Origin of the sequence: Marinobacter sp. SS21 (genome assembly GCF_028369065.1) — a bacterium.
GTDB lineage: Bacteria > Pseudomonadota > Gammaproteobacteria > Pseudomonadales > Oleiphilaceae > Marinobacter.
In genome coordinates this window covers 1-18556 of the sequence record NZ_JAQNDA010000002.1, presented here as the reverse complement: position 1 = coordinate 18556, position 18556 = coordinate 1, and the positions used below count along the sequence as shown (strand labels likewise).

19 protein-coding genes are annotated in these 18556 nt (G+C 54.2%); 8 read left to right on the top strand and 11 right to left on the bottom strand.

Features of this window, described 5'->3' with window-relative positions; all coding sequences use genetic code 11:
- Positions 1 to 52: 52 nt before the first annotated feature.
- Positions 53 to 1852 (bottom strand): DEAD/DEAH box helicase, encoded by a 1800-nt coding sequence (locus tag N6L25_RS02330; RefSeq protein ID WP_271977438.1) that lies wholly within the window; start codon positions 1850 to 1852, stop codon positions 53 to 55.
- Between the two features lie 189 nt (positions 1853 to 2041).
- Here N6L25_RS02330 and N6L25_RS02325 point away from each other — a divergent pair, with 189 nt between their 5' ends.
- Positions 2042 to 2329, top strand: a complete 288-nt coding sequence (locus N6L25_RS02325; RefSeq protein ID WP_334312380.1) for a type II toxin-antitoxin system ParD family antitoxin — start codon at positions 2042 to 2044, stop codon at positions 2327 to 2329.
- A 300-nt stretch (positions 2330 to 2629) separates the two neighbouring features.
- Here N6L25_RS02325 and N6L25_RS02320 read toward each other — a convergent pair whose 3' ends face one another.
- The 6 genes from N6L25_RS02320 to N6L25_RS02295 form a co-directional block, all read right to left on the bottom strand.
- Positions 2630 to 2935 carry a hypothetical protein gene (locus N6L25_RS02320; protein ID WP_271977437.1) on the bottom strand — a complete coding sequence of 102 codons (306 nt, stop codon included), beginning with the start codon at positions 2933 to 2935 and terminating at the stop codon, positions 2630 to 2632.
- On the bottom strand, positions 2928 to 3578 hold the full coding sequence (locus N6L25_RS02315; RefSeq protein WP_271978290.1) for an AzlC family ABC transporter permease: 651 nt from the start codon (positions 3576 to 3578) through the stop codon (positions 2928 to 2930). Before N6L25_RS02315 ends, N6L25_RS02320 begins: the two co-directional genes overlap by 8 nt.
- Before the next feature lie 85 nt (positions 3579 to 3663).
- Positions 3664 to 4392, bottom strand: a complete 729-nt coding sequence (locus N6L25_RS02310) for a 2OG-Fe dioxygenase family protein (RefSeq protein WP_271977436.1) — start codon at positions 4390 to 4392, stop codon at positions 3664 to 3666.
- Between the two features lie 14 nt (positions 4393 to 4406).
- Positions 4407 to 5906: a radical SAM/SPASM domain-containing protein gene (locus tag N6L25_RS02305; RefSeq protein WP_271977435.1), complete on the bottom strand. Its 1500-nt coding sequence runs from the start codon at positions 5904 to 5906 to the stop codon at positions 4407 to 4409.
- A 438-nt stretch (positions 5907 to 6344) separates the two neighbouring features.
- On the bottom strand, positions 6345 to 7091 hold the full coding sequence (locus tag N6L25_RS02300) for a helix-turn-helix domain-containing protein (protein WP_271978287.1): 747 nt from the start codon (positions 7089 to 7091) through the stop codon (positions 6345 to 6347).
- Between the two features lie 454 nt (positions 7092 to 7545).
- Positions 7546 to 7869: a transposase gene (locus tag N6L25_RS02295; RefSeq protein WP_271977434.1), complete on the bottom strand. Its 324-nt coding sequence runs from the start codon at positions 7867 to 7869 to the stop codon at positions 7546 to 7548.
- A gap of 302 nt (positions 7870 to 8171) precedes the next feature.
- On the opposite strand from N6L25_RS02295, the gene N6L25_RS02290 reads away from it, so the two are divergent.
- The 3 genes from N6L25_RS02290 to N6L25_RS02280 all read left to right on the top strand — a co-directional run bounded on the left by N6L25_RS02290 (position 8172) and on the right by N6L25_RS02280 (position 10292).
- On the top strand, positions 8172 to 9524 hold the full coding sequence (locus N6L25_RS02290; RefSeq protein ID WP_271977433.1) for a hypothetical protein: 1353 nt from the start codon (positions 8172 to 8174) through the stop codon (positions 9522 to 9524).
- A 157-nt stretch (positions 9525 to 9681) separates the two neighbouring features.
- The gene (locus N6L25_RS02285) at positions 9682 to 10005 is read left to right on the top strand and encodes a type II toxin-antitoxin system RelE/ParE family toxin (protein ID WP_271977432.1); all 324 of its coding nucleotides are present in this window, start codon (positions 9682 to 9684) and stop codon (positions 10003 to 10005) included.
- Positions 10002 to 10292, top strand: a complete 291-nt coding sequence (locus N6L25_RS02280; RefSeq protein WP_271977431.1) for a helix-turn-helix domain-containing protein — start codon at positions 10002 to 10004, stop codon at positions 10290 to 10292. The genes N6L25_RS02285 and N6L25_RS02280 overlap by 4 nt, the downstream gene beginning before the upstream one ends.
- A gap of 286 nt (positions 10293 to 10578) precedes the next feature.
- On the opposite strand, the gene N6L25_RS02275 is transcribed toward N6L25_RS02280, so the two are convergent.
- Positions 10579 to 11610, bottom strand: a complete 1032-nt coding sequence (locus tag N6L25_RS02275) for an AraC family transcriptional regulator (protein ID WP_271977430.1) — start codon at positions 11608 to 11610, stop codon at positions 10579 to 10581.
- 101 nt (positions 11611 to 11711) lie between these two features.
- Between N6L25_RS02275 and N6L25_RS02270 the strand changes: the two genes are divergently transcribed.
- The 3 genes from N6L25_RS02270 to N6L25_RS02260 are packed head-to-tail and all read left to right on the top strand — an operon-like array spanning position 11712 to position 14601.
- The gene (locus tag N6L25_RS02270; protein ID WP_271977429.1) at positions 11712 to 12440 is read left to right on the top strand and encodes a hypothetical protein; all 729 of its coding nucleotides are present in this window, start codon (positions 11712 to 11714) and stop codon (positions 12438 to 12440) included.
- A gap of 17 nt (positions 12441 to 12457) precedes the next feature.
- Positions 12458 to 13294, top strand: a complete 837-nt coding sequence (locus N6L25_RS02265; protein ID WP_271977428.1) for an SDR family oxidoreductase — start codon at positions 12458 to 12460, stop codon at positions 13292 to 13294.
- 47 nt (positions 13295 to 13341) lie between these two features.
- Positions 13342 to 14601, top strand: coding sequence for an NADH:flavin oxidoreductase (locus N6L25_RS02260; protein WP_271977427.1), 1260 nt, complete (start codon positions 13342 to 13344; stop codon positions 14599 to 14601).
- A gap of 107 nt (positions 14602 to 14708) precedes the next feature.
- Here N6L25_RS02260 and N6L25_RS02255 read toward each other — a convergent pair whose 3' ends face one another.
- A complete protein-coding gene (locus N6L25_RS02255) occupies positions 14709 to 15410 on the bottom strand; it encodes a transposase (protein WP_271977426.1) in 702 nt (233 codons plus the stop codon).
- A 425-nt stretch (positions 15411 to 15835) separates the two neighbouring features.
- The gene (locus N6L25_RS02250; protein ID WP_271977425.1) at positions 15836 to 16519 is read right to left on the bottom strand and encodes a transposase; all 684 of its coding nucleotides are present in this window, start codon (positions 16517 to 16519) and stop codon (positions 15836 to 15838) included.
- Between the two features lie 138 nt (positions 16520 to 16657).
- On the opposite strand from N6L25_RS02250, the gene N6L25_RS02245 reads away from it, so the two are divergent.
- Positions 16658 to 17017, top strand: a complete 360-nt coding sequence (locus N6L25_RS02245) for a transposase (protein WP_271977424.1) — start codon at positions 16658 to 16660, stop codon at positions 17015 to 17017.
- Positions 17018 to 17487: 470 nt separating this feature from the next.
- On the opposite strand, the gene N6L25_RS02240 is transcribed toward N6L25_RS02245, so the two are convergent.
- Positions 17488 to 18408 (bottom strand): restriction endonuclease, encoded by a 921-nt coding sequence (locus N6L25_RS02240; RefSeq protein ID WP_271977423.1) that lies wholly within the window; start codon positions 18406 to 18408, stop codon positions 17488 to 17490.
- Positions 18409 to 18556 lie beyond the last annotated feature (148 nt).

Here is an 18556-nt window from a genome sequence, read left to right as displayed (position 1 = left end):
GGCCGTGCACTACCTCTTCCGAATCGGCAGCGCGTGTTTCAATTTCAAAGCCTTACACTTCGTTCGCCTTTCGATAATGACCCTGATAATCAAAAATTCGCTCCTGTACCTGCCAATAGTGCTTCTGCTTGCGGGCAATGACGAAATCCGGTGCCGGCAGCAGGGCCTGAATCTCAAGAACCTCCTCGGCTCTGCTGAACTCGTTCGGGGCCTGGCCATTCGCCAAGCGACGTCCGAACAGCTTGTTAAACACGATGCGCTGAGTCGGCTTGCTGAAATCAAACGACTCGCTGAGTTCCTCCCCATCCTCGCCGTGATAGGTGATCTTCAGTTTGTTGCCGCTCCTGCCATTGCTACGATCAAAAGTGCCCAACGTAATCCCGGCGCAACGGATCACCATGGCGTCCTTGAGTCTCAGGGCGTCTCGTAGCTGATCGTCCGGATCGATGATCGCTTTACGGCACTGCTGACAGTTGCGGGCGGCAATGTCATTCTCGCCTCCGCAGTGTGGGCATTCCTTGAAACGGAAACGGTAGTCGCACTGCTCAGGGCGCCCGGTCTGCCCGGCTGGGCCATCCTCATCCGCAGGCTCCAGCAGCCCCTGACAACGGCGCCCGTAATGCTCGGTCACACGGCCGTCACTGTCGGTGATGCCCCAGAAGATGTTGGCGAAGCCACAGCCCGGACAGAACACCTGCACCGGCTCACTGTCGGGGTTCGGTTTCGCCTCCCCCACCTCCGGGTGATGCAGATTCACGCTGTTGCCCGCGTAATCCATCACCAGGCAATCCTGCTTACCCTCGTCCAGACGAAGACCGCGGCCGACGATCTGCTGGTACAGGCTGACCGACTGGGTCGGCCGCAGAATGGCAATAAAGTCCACATGGGGCGCATCGAAGCCCGTGGTCAGCACCGACACATTCACCAGGTACTTCAACTGCCGCTGTTTGAAACGCTGAATCAGCAGGTCCCGGTCCTTCAGATCGGTCGCGCCGGTCACCAGGGCGGTTTGCGGTTCCGGCAAATAACCGGTGATCTCCCGCGCATGCTCCACGGTGGCCGCAAAGATCATCACCCCCTGGCGCTCAACGGCCAGCTCCATCACCTGCTCTATGATGGCGCGGGTCACCCGCTTATGTTTGCCCAGCAGCTGGTTGACGTCCTTCTCGGCGTATTCGCCAAAGCGGTCCTGCGCCAGCGCGGAGAAATCGTATTGCGCCACCGCCGCGTTCACCAAGTCAGGCTTGGTGAGATAGCCCCGGCTGATCATGTAACTCAACGGCAGTTCGTAGATGCAATGCTGAAAGGGCTTATCTTGCTCGTCACTGGACCCGCGAACAAAGCCCCGGTAGTGATAGCGGTAGATCCAGCCCATGGCCAGCCGGTAGGGCGTGGCGGTGAGCCCGAGCACTTTGAGGGCGTCGTTCTGTTGCCGCAGCAGCTCGATGATCCGTTGATACTGACTGCTGTCATCACCGCTGACCCGATGGCACTCATCGATGATGACCAGCGAGTATTCATCCCGGAACTGATCCAGGTTTGCCGCTACCGACTGCACGCTGGCGAAGGTCACCTGATGCCGGTTTTCCTTCCGTTTCAGTCCGGCGGAGAAGACCCCGCCCGTTAAGCCATAGCTCTGGTACTTGGCGTGATTCTGCTCCACCAGCTCTTTGACGTGGGTCAGCACCAGAATCTTGCGCCGGGCCAGCCGGGCCAGCTCGGCAATGACCAGACTCTTGCCCGCACCGGTGGGCAGCACGATGACGGCAGATTCGTCGGATTGGCGAAAATGCCGCAAGGTGGCATCGACCGCTTCCTGCTGGTAGGGGCGCAGTTTGAAGGGAGCGTTCATTTTGCAGGGTTTGATCGTTATCAGGGAGACAGGGCGGTCATACTAGCAAATGCTGCGGTGCTCCGGGCTAGAACCCCATACCCCGTCTGGTTACCTGGATTCGCTGGCCACCCCAGCCCATTGGCATAATATGCCAATAAAGTCCTCACAGGATCAGCGCCATGGCTACGAGGAACATCGTACTCACCAATCACCAATCACCAATCACCAATCACCAATCACCAATCAGAAGTGGTAGACCGACTGGTCGAATCTGGCCGATACCAGAATGCCAGCGAAGTACTGCGAACGGGCCTCAGAATGGTAGAAGAGGCGGAATCCGCCTACCTGACGAAAATGAACGAACTGAGGGACGCCATCGAACTGGGCCAACGAGATGTGAAATCCGGCAAGACCCGCAAGTTCACCGGAGATGAATTTGCGAGCTATCTCTCGGAGAGAGCCCATCTGAAAGCCCTTAAGAAACCGGACGCCTAAATGCAATGGAACCATGGAGGTTACCCTAACGGACTCAGCGCTCTCCGATCTCGACGACATACTGGAAGCCACCCTCTTGGAGTTCGGCACCATTCAACTCCAACGCTATACCTAACAAATCCAGGGTGCGATACGGGAACTTGAAGCAAAAGGGCCAGATGTACCACTACTGAAAGTGAGGAAAACCCCGTTATCCTGACCCCGTGATCCAGACGCGCACTGGCTAATGGGTGTCCCGGTTTTTGATTTGACCCAAAAGGGGAATTCAAAAGTGTGGGCAAGATTTGGGCGGTGTAACAATCACGATGTCGTCAATAAGTAATAAGACATGCAGCCACCAAGTACTCCCATGAAAAGGCCTCCGAGATTCAAATAGGCCATAATTGCTGTTAAGCCCAAGGAAACCAATGCAGCAACAGCTGAGACCCTCATTTCCTGCAAAAAAATATACGCGATAAAGTTAAGGAACACGGCCGAGGGAAGAATCGTCTCCATCCACTTTACCAGCCCCTCGGGAAACTTAAAGTTGTAGACCACCGGAAGCACTCGGACCAGGAGGCTCGTAAAAAGAAGGGCCGCGATACCAGTGATTACGCCTTCACTCATGTTTTTTCCATTGGTCCAAGACTACGGCTGTCATAATGACGCTGGGGATCCAGAAATAGGTAGGCCCTAACCACCAGTAAAAAGCAGTGGCCAATAAAAGACAGGTAAGCACCATCACCGACTGCATCAGGAAAATGCCGGATACCCGCATCTTTATTTGTGAGACAGAAAGATGAACAAGTACAACGCTGGCCGGAAATCCCAAGTGGATATCAGTAGTTAACCAAGCGCTGGGAATGACCTGAGCAACTATTGCGCCTATCACGCCGGAAACCACCCAGAATGCGAAGATGGTCAGTCGAATAATGAGGGTCTCTTTAACCGTATCGCCACTTCTCTCCGTTGCGTAAGCTTCATCACCAAGCATGTGTGAAACAAACGTTCTGGCAAAAAATGTCTTTGGCAACCTTTTGGTCGTGGTGAATGCAATTGGAAAATAACGACTGTTAATGGATGCACAGACAATCAGCATTGTCAGGAAACTGGCATTGGTGTCTACCAACGGCAGCAATGCAAACTGGCCGCTACCCGTGAAGCCGAGAAACCCCGCGGCCAAAACCTCAAGCATGCTCCAGTCTGCCCGGTACGCGAGTACGCCGAAAAGCATGCTCACCGGAATAATGGTAATAGCGGATGGGAGCACCCTAAGGAAAGGCCGTCTAATGGATGACGCCTTCCCTTGGTCCCGCTCTATGGCTATATCAAGACTTGAAGAATCGCGCATAGGTTCAGGCAGTAGATGTCCGCTCGTGGGCTGGCCCGTATGATCGATTGTGCCAGCGGTTGATTTCAATTACCCATATATCCCGGTAACCCACATCACCTTCGTCCGGCTCAATGTTAGTCGCGTAATGAATGAAGCGCTCGTCATCAATCAGAATGGCCTGATTTTCATCCAAGATGGTTCGGAACAATATTTCCCGGGTCTTAGGATCGATCACTTGGGTTTCCCCACCCGTAACATTGCTTCGCCGTGCGACAGCGATCACACTGAATTCGTGGCCGTCCCTGTGTGGCCCTTCGGGTACCGTGACCCCTTTGAATTCAGCATTCGCGATGACCCGGATCTGGTTGACGTTGATTTGGAACATTTCATTGAGCTCAACGGGCAATTTATTCAATACCGCCGCAATCAACGCCGTGGGGTCCCCGACAATTTGTTCGCGGTGCCTCGGGACACCACCTGCTTCAGCCAGCTTTATATAGTCGGCAGATTGCACATACTTTCGCTTTGGGAGCGGGGCAAAAAACCACTCCCCTTCTTCCCAGTATCCAATGTATTGGGTCAAGCGAATCTCTCTGAGTCTACCCGGACTGTGAATGTCTCGGGGCATCTTGTCGAATGAATCCAATAGGCTCTGGGGGATCTCGGGCATATCAATGACACAGTACCCGTTCTCCAAGTAATCCTTATTAGCGCTGATCTCAAAGGGAATTTGTTCGGCGAAAGCGGTCATGTAGGTATCCTTAATTAGGCAGGCTCAAGATCAAACGTGGCAATTTCGTAAGGCTGTATCGCTTCAATGTGCTTTTTCGTGATGCCGCGATAGAAGTCGCAGGCCGATTCTTCGACCGACTTGATTGAGCCGTACTTCTTTTCTAAGGGACCGAGGCACAGTCCACCGCAGAAGCCCTCAATTTCGCAGCCGTTGCAGAAGGCCGGGTTTTCCCGCCGTAACTTGGCGTGGTCCAAGTAAGGCTTTTCGTTCAGAATTTTGGCCTCATCACGAATATCCCCCAGTAAGGTGGATCCGGCTTTGCAGGAGAACACCGATCCATTGGGCTCGATACTGAACTGGGCTCCCTTCGCCGAGCAGTTCTTGAATCCTCGGTAACTGACCGTATCGAAGCCCAGCATGACCTGAAAAATCTGGTGCCAGTAGCCCGTCAGCACCACGCCGTTTTCGCGGCCGTACTGAATCACCTGCCAGAGGCGATCAACGATGTTCCCGGCGCCGTACTCGGAATAGAAGGTGGGGGCAAAATCAACAACGACACCAATCTCCTTGGCACCCACGTCGGCGGCCAAATCGACGATCGTCTCGTTAAAGTCGTCCCATGTGGCTGACGTCAACGCCGCGTTCAGGGCCACCCGGTTGTTGTATTTCTGGAGTTTTCTGAGCCCTTTCATGACAATAGGCATGCTGTCATTCCCGTTTTTGAGCGGGCGACTCGGACTGTTCGGCGAATCCACACTGACGCACACGGCCACTTCGTACTCTCGGAATGTCTTGGACACCTCATCGGTGATCAAAGAGCCATTGGTCACCGTCGAGTAGTGAATGGTCATGTCATCGTTCTCACCGCGACCAAACCGGTCCAGAACCGCCTTAATGGTGCGCCAGTTCAACAGGGGCTCCCCGCCAAAAAACTGAACCATCACTTCTCGGACACCTTCCGAGCGCGCCACTCTTAACGCGGATTCGACATAAGCGACGCCGTCTTCCGGCTTCATTGAACGATTCTGCGGACTGTACTGGTGCTCGAACCGCTCTTTAGAGGCATACATCGAGTCTTCAATGTTTACCTTGATACTGTCCTTAGCAATGATCCGAGACTCTTCAACCTTATTGACCTCATCCTCAACCGACATCTCTTTGCCCTGAACGCCTTCAAAGCAATAAGTGCAGCCAAAGTTACACGCGTTGGCCAAAATCAGCTGGATGACATTTACTTTTTTCTCTAACTGAGGCGTGGCGTCCTGAGCTTTGGGCGCCGGGCTCTCGACCAATATGCGCCTGGCAATCAATTGCTGAACCAGTTCTTCTGTTCGGTTTTTAGCCTGCCCCTGCAAAACAGATTCCGGCACAGCTCTATTTTGTTTAAAGGATTGCAGAACCTCTTGACCGGCACCGTCCAAAAAGAACAGCCCCCCCAAAAGTCGGTGGTAGGTCGCGGTCCTATCCCCAACTCGCTGCTGGATAATGTCTTCAGATAAAGTGAATGTTTTTGTTTCTACTGCAGTTATCACAAAGCAGCCCTCATCCTTAAGGTGTATCAATGGCCACCCTACTGGATGGCCTGGTAAATTACTTGGTCAACGAAGTGGCTAACTGCAAGCCTTCCAGACCAAGCGTGCCACCAACGGTCCCGCCTACGGTTCCCCCCACAGTGCCACCGACAGTTCCACCAACGGTTCCGCCCACAGTGCCACCGACAGTTCCACCAACAGTTCCACCAACAGTTCCCGCAACGGGATTCACTTTGCTATCAAATTTCATAAATATGTCCCTATAAAGTGTTTTTAAGTGGGAAGTCTTTGCCTCATTGCTAAGACAAATAGCCCTCGTCCTGATTCCAAAAATGTAACCGGAGCGTGCAAGAGCACACTCGGGCTCTGCTCTGGAGTCCCAGGCGATTCTAGGTATTAGTACGAAAATGGGTCTTGTATGATCGTGCAGATTTGGAGCTAGTTGCGAAGCATAAGGTCCGCCCACCGGCCAGGGGGCAATCCGTACGTTTTGGAGAATTGGTGCGTCAAATGACTTTGGTCGGTGAAACCACAGGCGGCAGCAACGTCCACCAACGCCATCCCGGCGCTGATCATACTCTTGGCCTTATCCAGCCGACGCAGGGTCAGATAGCGATAAGGACTGGTTCCGAATAAAGCACGAAAATCCCTCGATAGACTCCATCGATCCGTCTCGGCGGCTAGCTCCAGACGGTCCAAGGTGACGGCTTCGTTGGAGGCGTCGAGCATAAATTGTCGGGCCAATTCAGCCGCTTTGTAATTTAATTTTTTGCGCCGTGCCTTTTGACCGGACACGTCACTGAGAGCTTGCGCGATTTCATAGATCCCATCATCTTCTTCCAGGCTATCTAAAGGACCGTCAAGATGGATAAGCATGTTGGAAATGGCGGAGACTATTCGCGGATCGGACGAAATTCCGCCGGGAATAAACGGCAGGGGCTTCCCGCCGAGCACTTGCTGAATGACTTCAGGCGAAACATAGAGGATTTTATAGTGAAAGCCCTCTTCCGTACCCGCCTCGCCATCATGCAGTTCATCCGGATGTATCACGACCGCATTGCCCGGCAGACTGTGCCGCATGGACTTGCGGTAGCTAAAACTATGCACGCCGTTGAGGGTAATTCCTAAGGCGTAGGTGTCGTGCTTGTGTGGGGTAAATCCATGACTGGCAAAGAAAGCCTCCATTCGTTCTATTTTTGCAGTTGGGTGCGAAATCTTAGTCCAATCCTTTGTGTTCTTCACTTGTTCATCCTGATTTTACATCCAGCCCAAGTAACTGATCCGGGGTCAGGTTTTGCCTATCGCCCTATTCAAAATCAGGCAAACCATCGCGAAACCGAGGCTGATTTATTTTTCATTCCTTGGCCGCCCAGGACCGCGGAGCTCTACCCGCAGACCAATTCGACGCGCCACCTCATCGACAAAACACTCACCACCGGTCAGCTTGTTTCGGTTGATAGCAGCACTGATCAAACTCCGCCTGGGTTGCGGACAAATCAGAGAAAAAATCGCGATAACGCGCCAACCGGTCCAACTCCGAATGCCCCGGACTTTCCCAGGAGGGCGGTTCATCGAGCCAATCGTCACCCACAATGTCGACTCGCATCGAATAACTCGACCAGGGATAGGTCTCCGGCGATTAAACCATTCGCGCTTTCACAGGGTTTAGCTCAACGTACCGACAGCTACTCAGCAGGTATGCATCCGTGTCTATTGGGCTAACTTTGTAACGCCCTTCCCAAAGTGAGCCGTTTCTTCTTTCCATGGCGTTCACAAACCGTGTTTGGCGGCCTGCCAAGCGTTTCATCAACTGGGAAATAGCGGTCAGCTTGTCATTGTCGCCCACCACCAGATGTACGTGATTTATCATCAGACAGTAGCTGTACACATCCAGGCCAAGCGTCGTTTTCCATTCCCTAAGATTCGACAGGTAATATTCATGGTCGCGATCTTCGACAATCACCGGCTAACGATTATGGCCACGCTGAACGACGTGGTGCTGAAGACCGGGCTCGATAACTCCAGCCTGACGGAGCATTGGCTTCTCCTTGCCTGTGCAGAGTTAAAGCCCAACATCAGCTCTGGGGCAGAGAGGAGTTATTCTAGCGGATCGCTTGAGCCCTTCCGAGATGTAGACCTAACTTGATGGAGATCGGAAAATAAGTCTGTTCCGGTTTTCGTGAGCCCCAAGCACTGACCTGAAAACTCCCAGATAGCTGCTAGGCTATTACCCTGCAACCCAATAAAAAGAACACGGAGTCATCAATGCATAACCGTCCAGATTTTGTCTCTGGGGGAGAGCCTGCACGCCTTATCCCCATCGTCGCTGACAGTGCCAGGGAACAAAAATCCACCTCTGTGCTCCTCGCAGGAATGCGCTCGGTCTTCGAGCTACGTCAAGCGCTTCTGAAATCCATCGGAATTAAAGTTGGTGTCAAAGCGGTACTTGAGGCATGGACAGAGGTTGTATTCGATGCGTCATCGCCCAAAGAGCAAAAGCCCAAAGATCGCCCAGATGGTTTGTTGATCCTTCGAACGGGGAAAAAGGAATGGCGAGCACTGATAGAGGCGAAAGTAGGGAATGAAAAGATTGATGAAGAGCAGATAGCCAAGTATTTGCAGCAGGCCAAAACCCACCAATTGGATGCAGTCATTACTATTTCAAACCAGTTTGCCGCCCTACCCACTCACCACCCTATTAAGCTTCCAAAGAGTGCCACCAAAACCGTTGACCTATTCCATTGGTCCTGGGCTTTCGTAAGAACGCAGTGCGCGTTGCTACTGAAGAACGACAGCGTCGAAGACGAGGATCAGATTTTCATCCTAAACGAAATCCTTCGCTACTTCGAAAGTGAGCGCGCAGGTATTAGCAACTTTGACCAGATGAATCCTGAGTGGAAAGATCTGGTTAACAAAGTTAAGAGCAACGGAACGCTGAACAAGGCCAGCGACGAAGTCCAGAATACGATCTCAGCGTGGCACCAAGAACAGCGAGACCTCTGCCTGATCATGTCTCGTAAAACAGGTAGCGACGTTTCACTAAAGCTCAAAAACAATCATCGGCTGGATCCTGCCCTACGCTTGAAGGACGATGCTGAAGAGTTTTGCAAAGTGCCGGTACTCCAGTGTGCTCTCAACATCATCAACGCCGCAGCGGATCTCGAGGTAAAGGCCGACCTAAAAGGACGCATGATCTTTTGCTCAATGCGGCTGGCAGCTCCAAAAGACAAAAAGAGCACCAAAGCTCGCGTTAACTGGCTGCTCAGGCAACTCAAACAAACAAATCCGGAAGGCTTCTATATCCGGGCCACAAGACCAGGAAAGGCGGAGCCGACTCACGAAGCCCTCAAAAATCTCCGAGATAACCCAGAACTACTCGAGTCCGATACATCGAACACGTCCGCAACCACCTTTGAAGTGGTCTATGAGATTGACCTTGCCGCAAAATTCGGTGGGAGGAAGGTTTTTATAGAAGAACTGGAAAAAGCCGTCCCCCACTTTTATCAGGAAGCAGGACAGTGGTTGAAGGCATGGACGGCGCCTCCGCCCAAGATCGAAAAGCCGGAACCGATAGAACCTAAACAGGAAGAGTATCTCGAGGAAGAAGCTGCAGAGTGATTTTCGTCCAGACCGGGACAGGAAACTAGAGCTGTCCTGGTTTTCACATTTACTGTTTTTACTACGAACTCTAAGCGAAGCTGTTTTTATTCCATATCATCATTACTCTCGCCTAAAGTTATCATTTACGATAACTTAAGACATGGAAGGAGTGTAAATGGTCTGGGAAATTGAGTTCTACGGGAAGGTAGACGAAGACCTGGCGGGGATGCCACCCAAGATCCAGGCAAGAATGATTCGTCTGATGGAGCTGATGGAAAAACACGGCGCTAATCTTGGAGAGCCACACACAAAGCCGCTGGGCGATGAGCTGTTCGAGATCCGCGCCAAGGCCAAGGAAGGAATAGGAAGGGGGATTTTCTGCTATATGCAGGGCAAGCGAATCGTCGTTCTACATGTATTCGTCAAGAAAGATCAGAAAACGCCCAAGAAAGACCTAGAACTTGCCAAAGCAAGATTAATGGAGGTCAAAAAATCATGAAGTTCAAAGAGTTAAAGCAGAAGGCGTTGCAAAACGCCGAAGTTCGTGAAGAGTACGATGCCCTCCAGAACGAATTCAGCCTGATCGATCAGTTAATCAGCATGAGAACGAAAGCGGGGCTTACCCAGGAGGAAGTCGCCAAGAAGCTCGGCACCAACAAAAGCAACATTTCCAGGCTTGAGCACGGCAGGGGCAACCCAAGCTGGAGCACGCTCAATAAGTACGCGGCAGCTTGTGGCTTTCGGGTGAAACTGGAGGCTGTGGAAGACAACCGATCATCTGCATGATGGTGGCAGCGATTAAATCTGAATTACTGCAGCTAAGACAGATTTATTTTCCACTCCTTGCCCGCCCGGGACTGCGGAGCGCTACCCGCAGACCATTTCGACGCTCCACCTCATCGACAACACCTCCGGTAACACCTCCGGAGTCCGATCTTGCCAATTGCCCTCTCCTGCATGGAAAGCAAGAAGCAAGACCTGACCGCGTTATTTGCATGCTCTTCCAGGCCGGTGTCGACAGTACTGCTAAAAGTCCCTAGATCAGAATTCCATCTGCCCAGCCAGAATTCCTCTACTCACGGCCATCGCGCCACTCGCTGGGCGTCTTGCCGGTCCAGCGGCGAAAGGCGCGGGTGAAATTCGCCGGGTTGAGGTAGCCAAGACGTGTGGCGATATCCTGCAATTGCAGCGTGCCTTCCTCGATCATCGCGCAGGCATCCCGTCGTCGCGTTTCGTCGAGCAATAGCTGGAACGAGGTGCCTTCATCACTGAGCTTGCGCGCGATCGTGCGGGTGGTCATATGGATTCTGCTGGCGATGCTCTCAAGGTCCGGATATCCCCCTTCCGGGGCCTGCACCAACTGGGCGCAGACGCGCAGGCCCATGCTGTCACCGGCGCTGCCGAGTTGCGCCAGTTCGCGCTCGCACAGTTCGATGGCCTGTTTCGATGCCTGCGGGTCCGCCAGGACTGGCTGAAGATCCAGTAGCGTTGCGGGAAAGCGCAGCAGGTTTGCGCTCTGAGAGAACAAGGTTGTCGGCAGGCGCTCGCGATAAGCGTCGTAGTACGCCGGTTCACGCCAATCGAAACAGACGGTGACGTCTAGATCCGACAGGGGTTTGCCCAGAATTGTCGCCACGCCGCGTGTTATCCCGATAAGAATATGTTCATAAAAGAACTCGCGAAGCGCCGGGATCTCATGCTTCTCCCGCACCTCGACTTCTGCATACGCGCCCTTAATCGACATCGACATGGCAAAGTTACGCTGGCGTGATTCAAAGTAGCGTGCGGTTAGCTCCATCGCTTTACGCATTGAGCCACAGCTCATGATGGCGTAACCCAGAAAGCCGTTGACCGTGGGGCGCATGCTCAGGCCGCATTCATAACCTAACCCCTTGTCATCACACAGTGACATGGCGCGGGAGACGGCGAGCCCCCACTGCATTGGGGAGATGCGCGCATTGGTTTCTTCCAACACTGAAGGCTCGATGGGCAAGCCCGCCAGCAGTTCTGTCTGGTTATGCCCACGCTCACTCACCACCTCTACCAGCAACTGCAGGTAGGAGGCGGGCACTGAGGGTCTGTCAAATCCGGCGAATGCTTTCATGTCTGATAATGATAAGTGATATGTCGGTTCTCCGCCTCATGTTCGTCCGTTTTTTTTTTGCAACACTGTTCTGCGTTAACTGACCCGCATGGAGAAGAACAATGACTACTGTAGCAACGACCGCACCGCGCGAGAGCGCGAAAAACAATGTCTCTGATGCCGTTCCTGGTTCTGTGGCGAAGCAAGCCGTCGCTGCCCGCATAGCAGCGCTGCGCACCCTGGCGGAATCTGATCCGCTGGCGGCACAGGATGCCACCTGGGCATGGTTCCAGCGTCTGGGTGCCGAGCTGCCGGGTGAAGCAGCCGAAGCGGAACTGGCCGCGATCTTTGCCGCAGGTCAGCCGGCGGATGTGGACGGCCAGACCGAAGGCCTGCTGGTTGGCTGGCTCGCCCCTCAAGATCTCGATCGCGCCGGCAGCTTTGTCTACCGCAGCGCACGTACGGTTGTAGAGAAGCTCGGTGTGTTGCCCTGGCTGGGCAAGAAGTTCGATAAATCCGCTCAGCGTGGCACCAACACCATGTCACTCACTGCCTGGTTGGTTGCTGCACCGTTTGCGCCGATGTCTCCGGGTTACCGCCTGAAAAATGTTGGCGGCGGTAAGGTTGAGGGTTTTGACATGTTGAACTTCGTAGAAGAGAGCGTGGTATCGCCCGGCACCCAGGTGCTGGTACTCGATTACGAAAACATTGGCACCAACCCGTGGCCGATCAACCAGATTCGTGATGAGGCTGTCCAGATTGTTCCCGGCACCTACCTCGGCGCAAAACTCTGGCATCAGGAAGACGGTTACCGCCAGCTGGCCTTCTGGGCCGCGAAAATTCCGGCATAAGTGGGGAGGGAGCGCAAATGAAAGCCATTAATCTCGATGGTGCAAATGTTGCTATTACCGGTGCCGCACGTGGCATTGGCCTGGCGACTGCCAAGGCCTTTGCCGCCCAGGGCGCTAAAATCTGGATCGGCGATCTCGACGGCGCGGAGGCACAGGCCGCTGCTGAAATCGTGGGCGGAAAGGGGTTTGCCCTGGATGTTCGCTCCAAGCAGTCCTTCGCCGACTTTCTCGACAAGGTGGAAGGCCCGCTGGACATTCTCGTCAACAACGCCGGCATCATGCCTATGGGTTCATTCCTGGACGAGGATGACAAGGTGACCGAGGCGATCCTCGACATCAACGTCCTCGGTCCGATCTGGGGCATGAAGCTTGCTCTGCCAGGCATGGTCGAGCGCGGCTACGGACACGTCATCAACGTGGTGTCTTACATGGGCAAGATCCCGCTGGCTGGCCTTGCCACCTATGCGGCGAGCAAACACGCCACCCTGGGGCTGAGCGAGGCCGTGCGGGAAGAATTGCACGATACCGGGGTCACCGTCACCGCCGTGCTGCCTTCCGCTGTTCGCACGGAGCTCGTTTCTGGCATCCAGCTTGGCGGCGTATTGCCCACGGTGGATCCGGAGGACATTGCCAAGGGCATCGTGAAGTCCTGCCGTACCCGGCAGCCGGTGATGGCTATCCCTGGGTGGATGCGGTTGTACGAACCGACCGTGGCGATCGCGCCGGACGCACTGATCGGCAAGATTCGTGGAAGTCTCGCGCGCAAGCGCACCCTGGAGCATCTCGACCAGAACAGCCGCGCGTCCTATCGCGATCGCGTCAACAAACTGGCACAGGACAATCAGGAAGGATGAGCTAATGCTCTCCTTCCCTTCAAGCGTCCCAACATTGAGGATCAGTCATGACGGAAACTTTATTCTCCCCCCTGACTATCGGAAAACTGGAACTGCCGGGCAGAATTTTCAAGACCGCCACTTCCGAAACCCGTGGCAGCGAAGACGGCTTTGTCACTGACGAATTGCTGGACTTCTATGCGCCGATCGCCTGGGCTGGGACGCCACTGATTATTACGGGAAACCTGTATATCTCCGTGCAGGGGAAGTCCACATACAGGATGTGTGGCATCGATAACGACGACAAGATTCCGGGGCTCACGCGCTGGACTGAACTGGCACACCAGTATGGCAGCCGCATCTTCGCGCAGATCAATCACTGCGGGCGACAGATGAATCCGGATGTCATTGGCGTGAAGGAAGCGCTTGCCCCATCCGCCGTGCGTGACAAGGCAATGCTGACCAAGCCACGGGCGATGACGCTTAACGAGATCGAGGAAGTGATCGAGGATCACGTCGCCGCAGTGGTGCGGGCGCAGAAGGCCGGTTTCGATGGTGTGCAGATTCATATGGCACACGGCTATCTGCTGAGCGAATTCCTTACCCCGCAAACCAACCGCCGCAAGGATCAATACGGCGGCTCGCTGGAAAACCGCATGCGTCTGCCGCTTGAGGTGTTGAGGGCGGTGCGCAAACGCGTGGGGCCTGACTACCCCGTGATTGCCAAGCTCAACGGCGCCGACTTGCTGCTGCAGGGTAAAGGGCTCGACACCGATGAACTGGTGCAGGTCGCGCAGGCACTGCAGGCGGAAGGCTTGGACGGTATCGAGATTTCCTGCGGGCATTATGAGTCGGGGTTCCCGATGATTTGCGGGCGTTTCGATGGCTTCCTGGAGGCTCAGGTGGCCGAGGGGGCAGGTAAATATTTGCCTGCACCAATGCGCATGGCCGCAAAGTTGGGCGCCAAGGCGCTGGCGAAACGCGCCAACAAGGCGTGGCCGACACGGGAAGGATTCAACGGGGATTTTAGCCGGCAGTTCAAGGCAGCCCTGGATATCCCGGTCATTTGCGTTGGCGGTTTCCATACCCGTGAGGCAATGGAACAGGCTATCAATTCGGGCGTTTGCGACGCGGTGTCCATCGCCCGGGCCATGATTGCCGATCCGTTCCTGGTCCAACATCTGCGCGAAGGTGTGGAAGGGCCACAGTGCGATTTCTGCAACGGTTGCATCGCCCGTGCCGGCGGTAGCCCGGTGGATTGCTACAACGACAAGCTACGGCCTGCGCGGCAAGCAATGCTTAAGGAAGCGGGATTCGATCGGATGTGATGGGGTGGAGCCGGGGCAAGCTCTTGCCCCGTGCTCCAGACGCATTATCCATGGGCGTGGATCAGTAGGTAAAGGTTAAAAAGGGTTAAAAAGGGTCAGATCGATTTTCATTTGACCAATTCGGTCTGCCTCCTCGGACGGCCACGACTCACCTGCCCCACCTTGCGCCCCAAGGCTGCCTCCACCTGCTCCTTGAACCGTCCGCTCCCCAACAACTGGCTGGCCGACAAACAATCTGCAATCTCCTTCCGGAGTTCCCGGGGAAGACTGAATCGAAACAACTCACGATAAGCCTGACGGCGAGCGCCCTCCTCGGGACCCAATGCAAGAAACAACGGATGTTCAGTGACCAGCTCATTCGGTTCACCTAAAGCATTACTGCGAAAGCTGCTCCAGGGATACTGTTCCGGCTGATCGACCATACAAGCCGTGACGGGATTTAGCTCGATGTAGCGATAGCAGCTCAACAGATAGCTCTCGGCGTCCACCAAACTTCCCTTGTGCCGCCCCTCCCACAGCGTCCCGGACCGCCGGTAGGTTTTGTTGACGTATTGAACGTACTGCCGACCCGCATGCTGCATGAGCCTGGAGATGCTGTCGGCATGTTGCGGCGTGATCAACAGGTGAACGTGGTTTGTCATCAAACAATAAGCATGAAGCTCAGCGCCGTAGCGCTTCAGGCCTTCCGCCAGCACTTGGCAATAGAAGCGGAAATCGTCTTCCGCGAAAAAGCAGGCATCCCTATTGTGACCGCGTTGGACCACATGCGCGGGAACGCCCGGGAGATAAATCCGTGTCTTCCGTGGCATGGTTCAAATCCGTTTGAGGGGTTGGAGCCAATCCGTTTGCTCATGGGGGAATTGTATCGAATGTTCGGGGCGGGGCCGAATTGATCAATTTAAAATCGATCTGACCCCTTTAATCGCGGGCGTTTGCGACGCGGTGTCCATCGCCCGGGCCATGATTGCCGATCCGTTCCTGGTCCAACATCTGCGCGAAGGTGTGGAAGGGCCACAGTGCGATTTCTGCAACGGTTGCATCGCGCGTGCCGGCGGTAGCCCGGTGGATTGCTACAACGACAAGCTACGGCCTGCGCGGCAAGCAATGCTTAAGGAAGCGGGATTCGATCGGATGTGATGGGGTGGAGCCGGGGCAAGCTCTTGCCCCGTGCTCCAGACGCATTATCCATGGGCGTGGATCAGTAGGTAAAGGTTAAAAAGGGTCAGATCGATTTTCATTTGACCAATTCGGTCTGCCTCCTCGGACGGCCACGACTCACCTGCCCCACCTTGCGCCCCAAGGCTGCCTCCACCTGCTCCTTGAACCGTCCGCTCCCCAACAACTGGCTGGCCGACAAACAATCTGCAATCTCCTTCCGGAGTTCCCGGGGAAGACTGAATCGAAACAACTCACGATAAGCCTGACGGCGAGCGCCCTCCTCGGGACCCAATGCAAGAAACAACGGATGTTCAGTGACCAGCTCATTCGGTTCACCTAAAGCATTACTGCGAAAGCTGCTCCAGGGATACTGTTCCGGCTGATCGACCATACAAGCCGTGACGGGATTTAGCTCGATGTAGCGATAGCAGCTCAACAGATAGCTCTCGGCGTCCACCAAACTTCCCTTGTGCCGCCCCTCCCACAGCGTCCCGGACCGCCGGTAGGTTTTGTTGACGTATTGAACGTACTGCCGACCCGCATGCTGCATGAGCCTGGAGATGCTGTCGGCATGTAGCGGCGTGATCAACAGGTGAACGTGGTTGGTCATCAGACAATAAGCATGAAGCTCAGCGCCGTAGCGCTTCAGGCCTTCCGCCAGAACTTGGCAATAGAAGCGGAAATCGTCTTCCGCGAAGAAGCAGGCATCCCTATTGTGACCGCGTTGGACCACATGCGCGGGAACGCCCGGGAGATACATCCGTGTCTTCCGTGGCATGGTTCAAATCCGTTTGAGGGTTGGAGCCAATCCGTTAGCTCAGGGGGGAATTGTATCGGATGTTCGGGTCGGGGCGAATTGATCAATTTAAAATCGATCTGACCCCTTTAGTTTTGCTTGATGTTCGGGTCGGGGCGAATTGATCAATTTAAAATCGATCTGACCCCTTTAGTTTTGGACCCCTTTAGTTTTGAGTTCGCCTCCTACTGCCGTTGCGTCGACAGTCGCCGGATGAGCAATGGCAAGGCGAAAGGTCAAAACAACACTCGCAACGGCAACAAGTACCTGAGTTGGGCCTTTGTCGAGGCGGCCCACAGCATCATCCGCCACAACAAGGTGGCGCACCGATTCTACCAGCGCAAACGCGCCCAGAAGAACGGCGCTCTGGCCACCAAGGCGCTCGCCCACAAGCTGGCCAGAGCCTGTTACTACGTGATGCGCGATGGAGTAGCGTTCGATGAGACGCGGCTGTTCACCTGACGATTTTGATTTGAATGCGCGGGGGAGCTCCGAAAAGGGGTTGGTGAAACCAGAAATCTGAATGAGTCCCCGCGCATTCTCCCGAGCACCAACGGTGCACTGATGCGCCCTGATCGTGAACCACCAAGAGACTGGCGCCGGACAGGCGAACCACTGAATCTGTACCCACCTGGACACGATCAGGCACCGACGGTTTTCTGGGGCTTCGGCCAGGGGCTGCCCGAAGGGGCCGCCTTGATCCTGATGGGTGACTGGTGCGGATCAGTCCGCAACCACCACTGAGAACACCGGGTGTGTATTGGCAGGGAGGACCACCACAACCTACGGTTGCGGTGGGTTGCTGTTGCCTGTTGACTACGACTGGCTAATGGGTGACCCCTTTAATTGTTTTTAGCCTTTCAACCACGACCCTGAAAAATAAATCTGTCCCAGTTTCCCATTTTTTACTGCCAGCATTAATGGCTTTTTACTCATCGCGTGATTTCATGTACTTTCAGATAGATATTGCCAGTGTGGGCAGCATGGCGCTTCTTGCGCAGCAACAAAGTGACAAAATCAATCCGCTCTTCCAGAACCGCCATCAAATCGGCTCCATCCATCAAGATGATACTTGGTCTTGCGCTAGAGTGTGCTGCGACTCCATCTGGCGAAAACCCGTTCATTGACAAAAATACGCCAAGAGTGTTCTCGAGTTTGCGTTCGACCTTTCGCGAGAACGCATCGAGATCTTCAACGCCAATGAGTCCCTGCTGCCACTTCGCCTCAAAAAGGTAATCGGTGCCCTCCAGAAAAAAGCCACCATCTATTTGTTCGCCAACATTTCGGAAGGATGCTTTCGGATCGAGATCAAAAAGCTCGAACACGTCATACATTAAACGTTCGAGATCAAATCCTCGATTTTGCGGATTCGTTCCCGCGGCGATTGCCATAAAGCGCGAGTTCAATTCGACCAGTTTCTCGCGGACTGCCCGATTTGACCTGAGCTTTTCTTCTCGCTCTTTTCGCCTACGTTCAAATTCTTCCTCATCTTTCTTCTTTTCTTGATGAGGTTCTACCAGTTGTCGTAGCTGTTCAACAGCCTCTTTGGCTCTGCGCGCTTTCTGCTGACCACCATCAAGCTGCTCTAGGTGCGAGAAATTGCTAATGCTTGTCACCTCATAGCAAAGCTTGGTCAGGTCACCCAGATACCTGTCCTGGTTACCGGTCAACGTATCAACCAAATCAGCAACGATTTGCCGCTTGTAGTTTTCCCAGTTCAACGAACTTACCAGCGCCTTGTTGCTCACGGAATTCGAGAGGAAGCTCCGTAGGTCGGCCTTATACCAGTAGACGCTACACAGAGACTCCTTAAGAGCAACAATCGCCGCAGGTGATAATCGTTTTGCTGCCATCTATATCCCTTTCCCCCTGAAAAGCTAAGGAGACTCTGAATAAGTCTCAAATTCAGCGATAATTAGGGCCATCGCCAACCGCATAGGATTCAGTGTCACCATGGATCAGATCACCTTCTCCGAAGCCGAGTACCAGACCAAGAAGCGC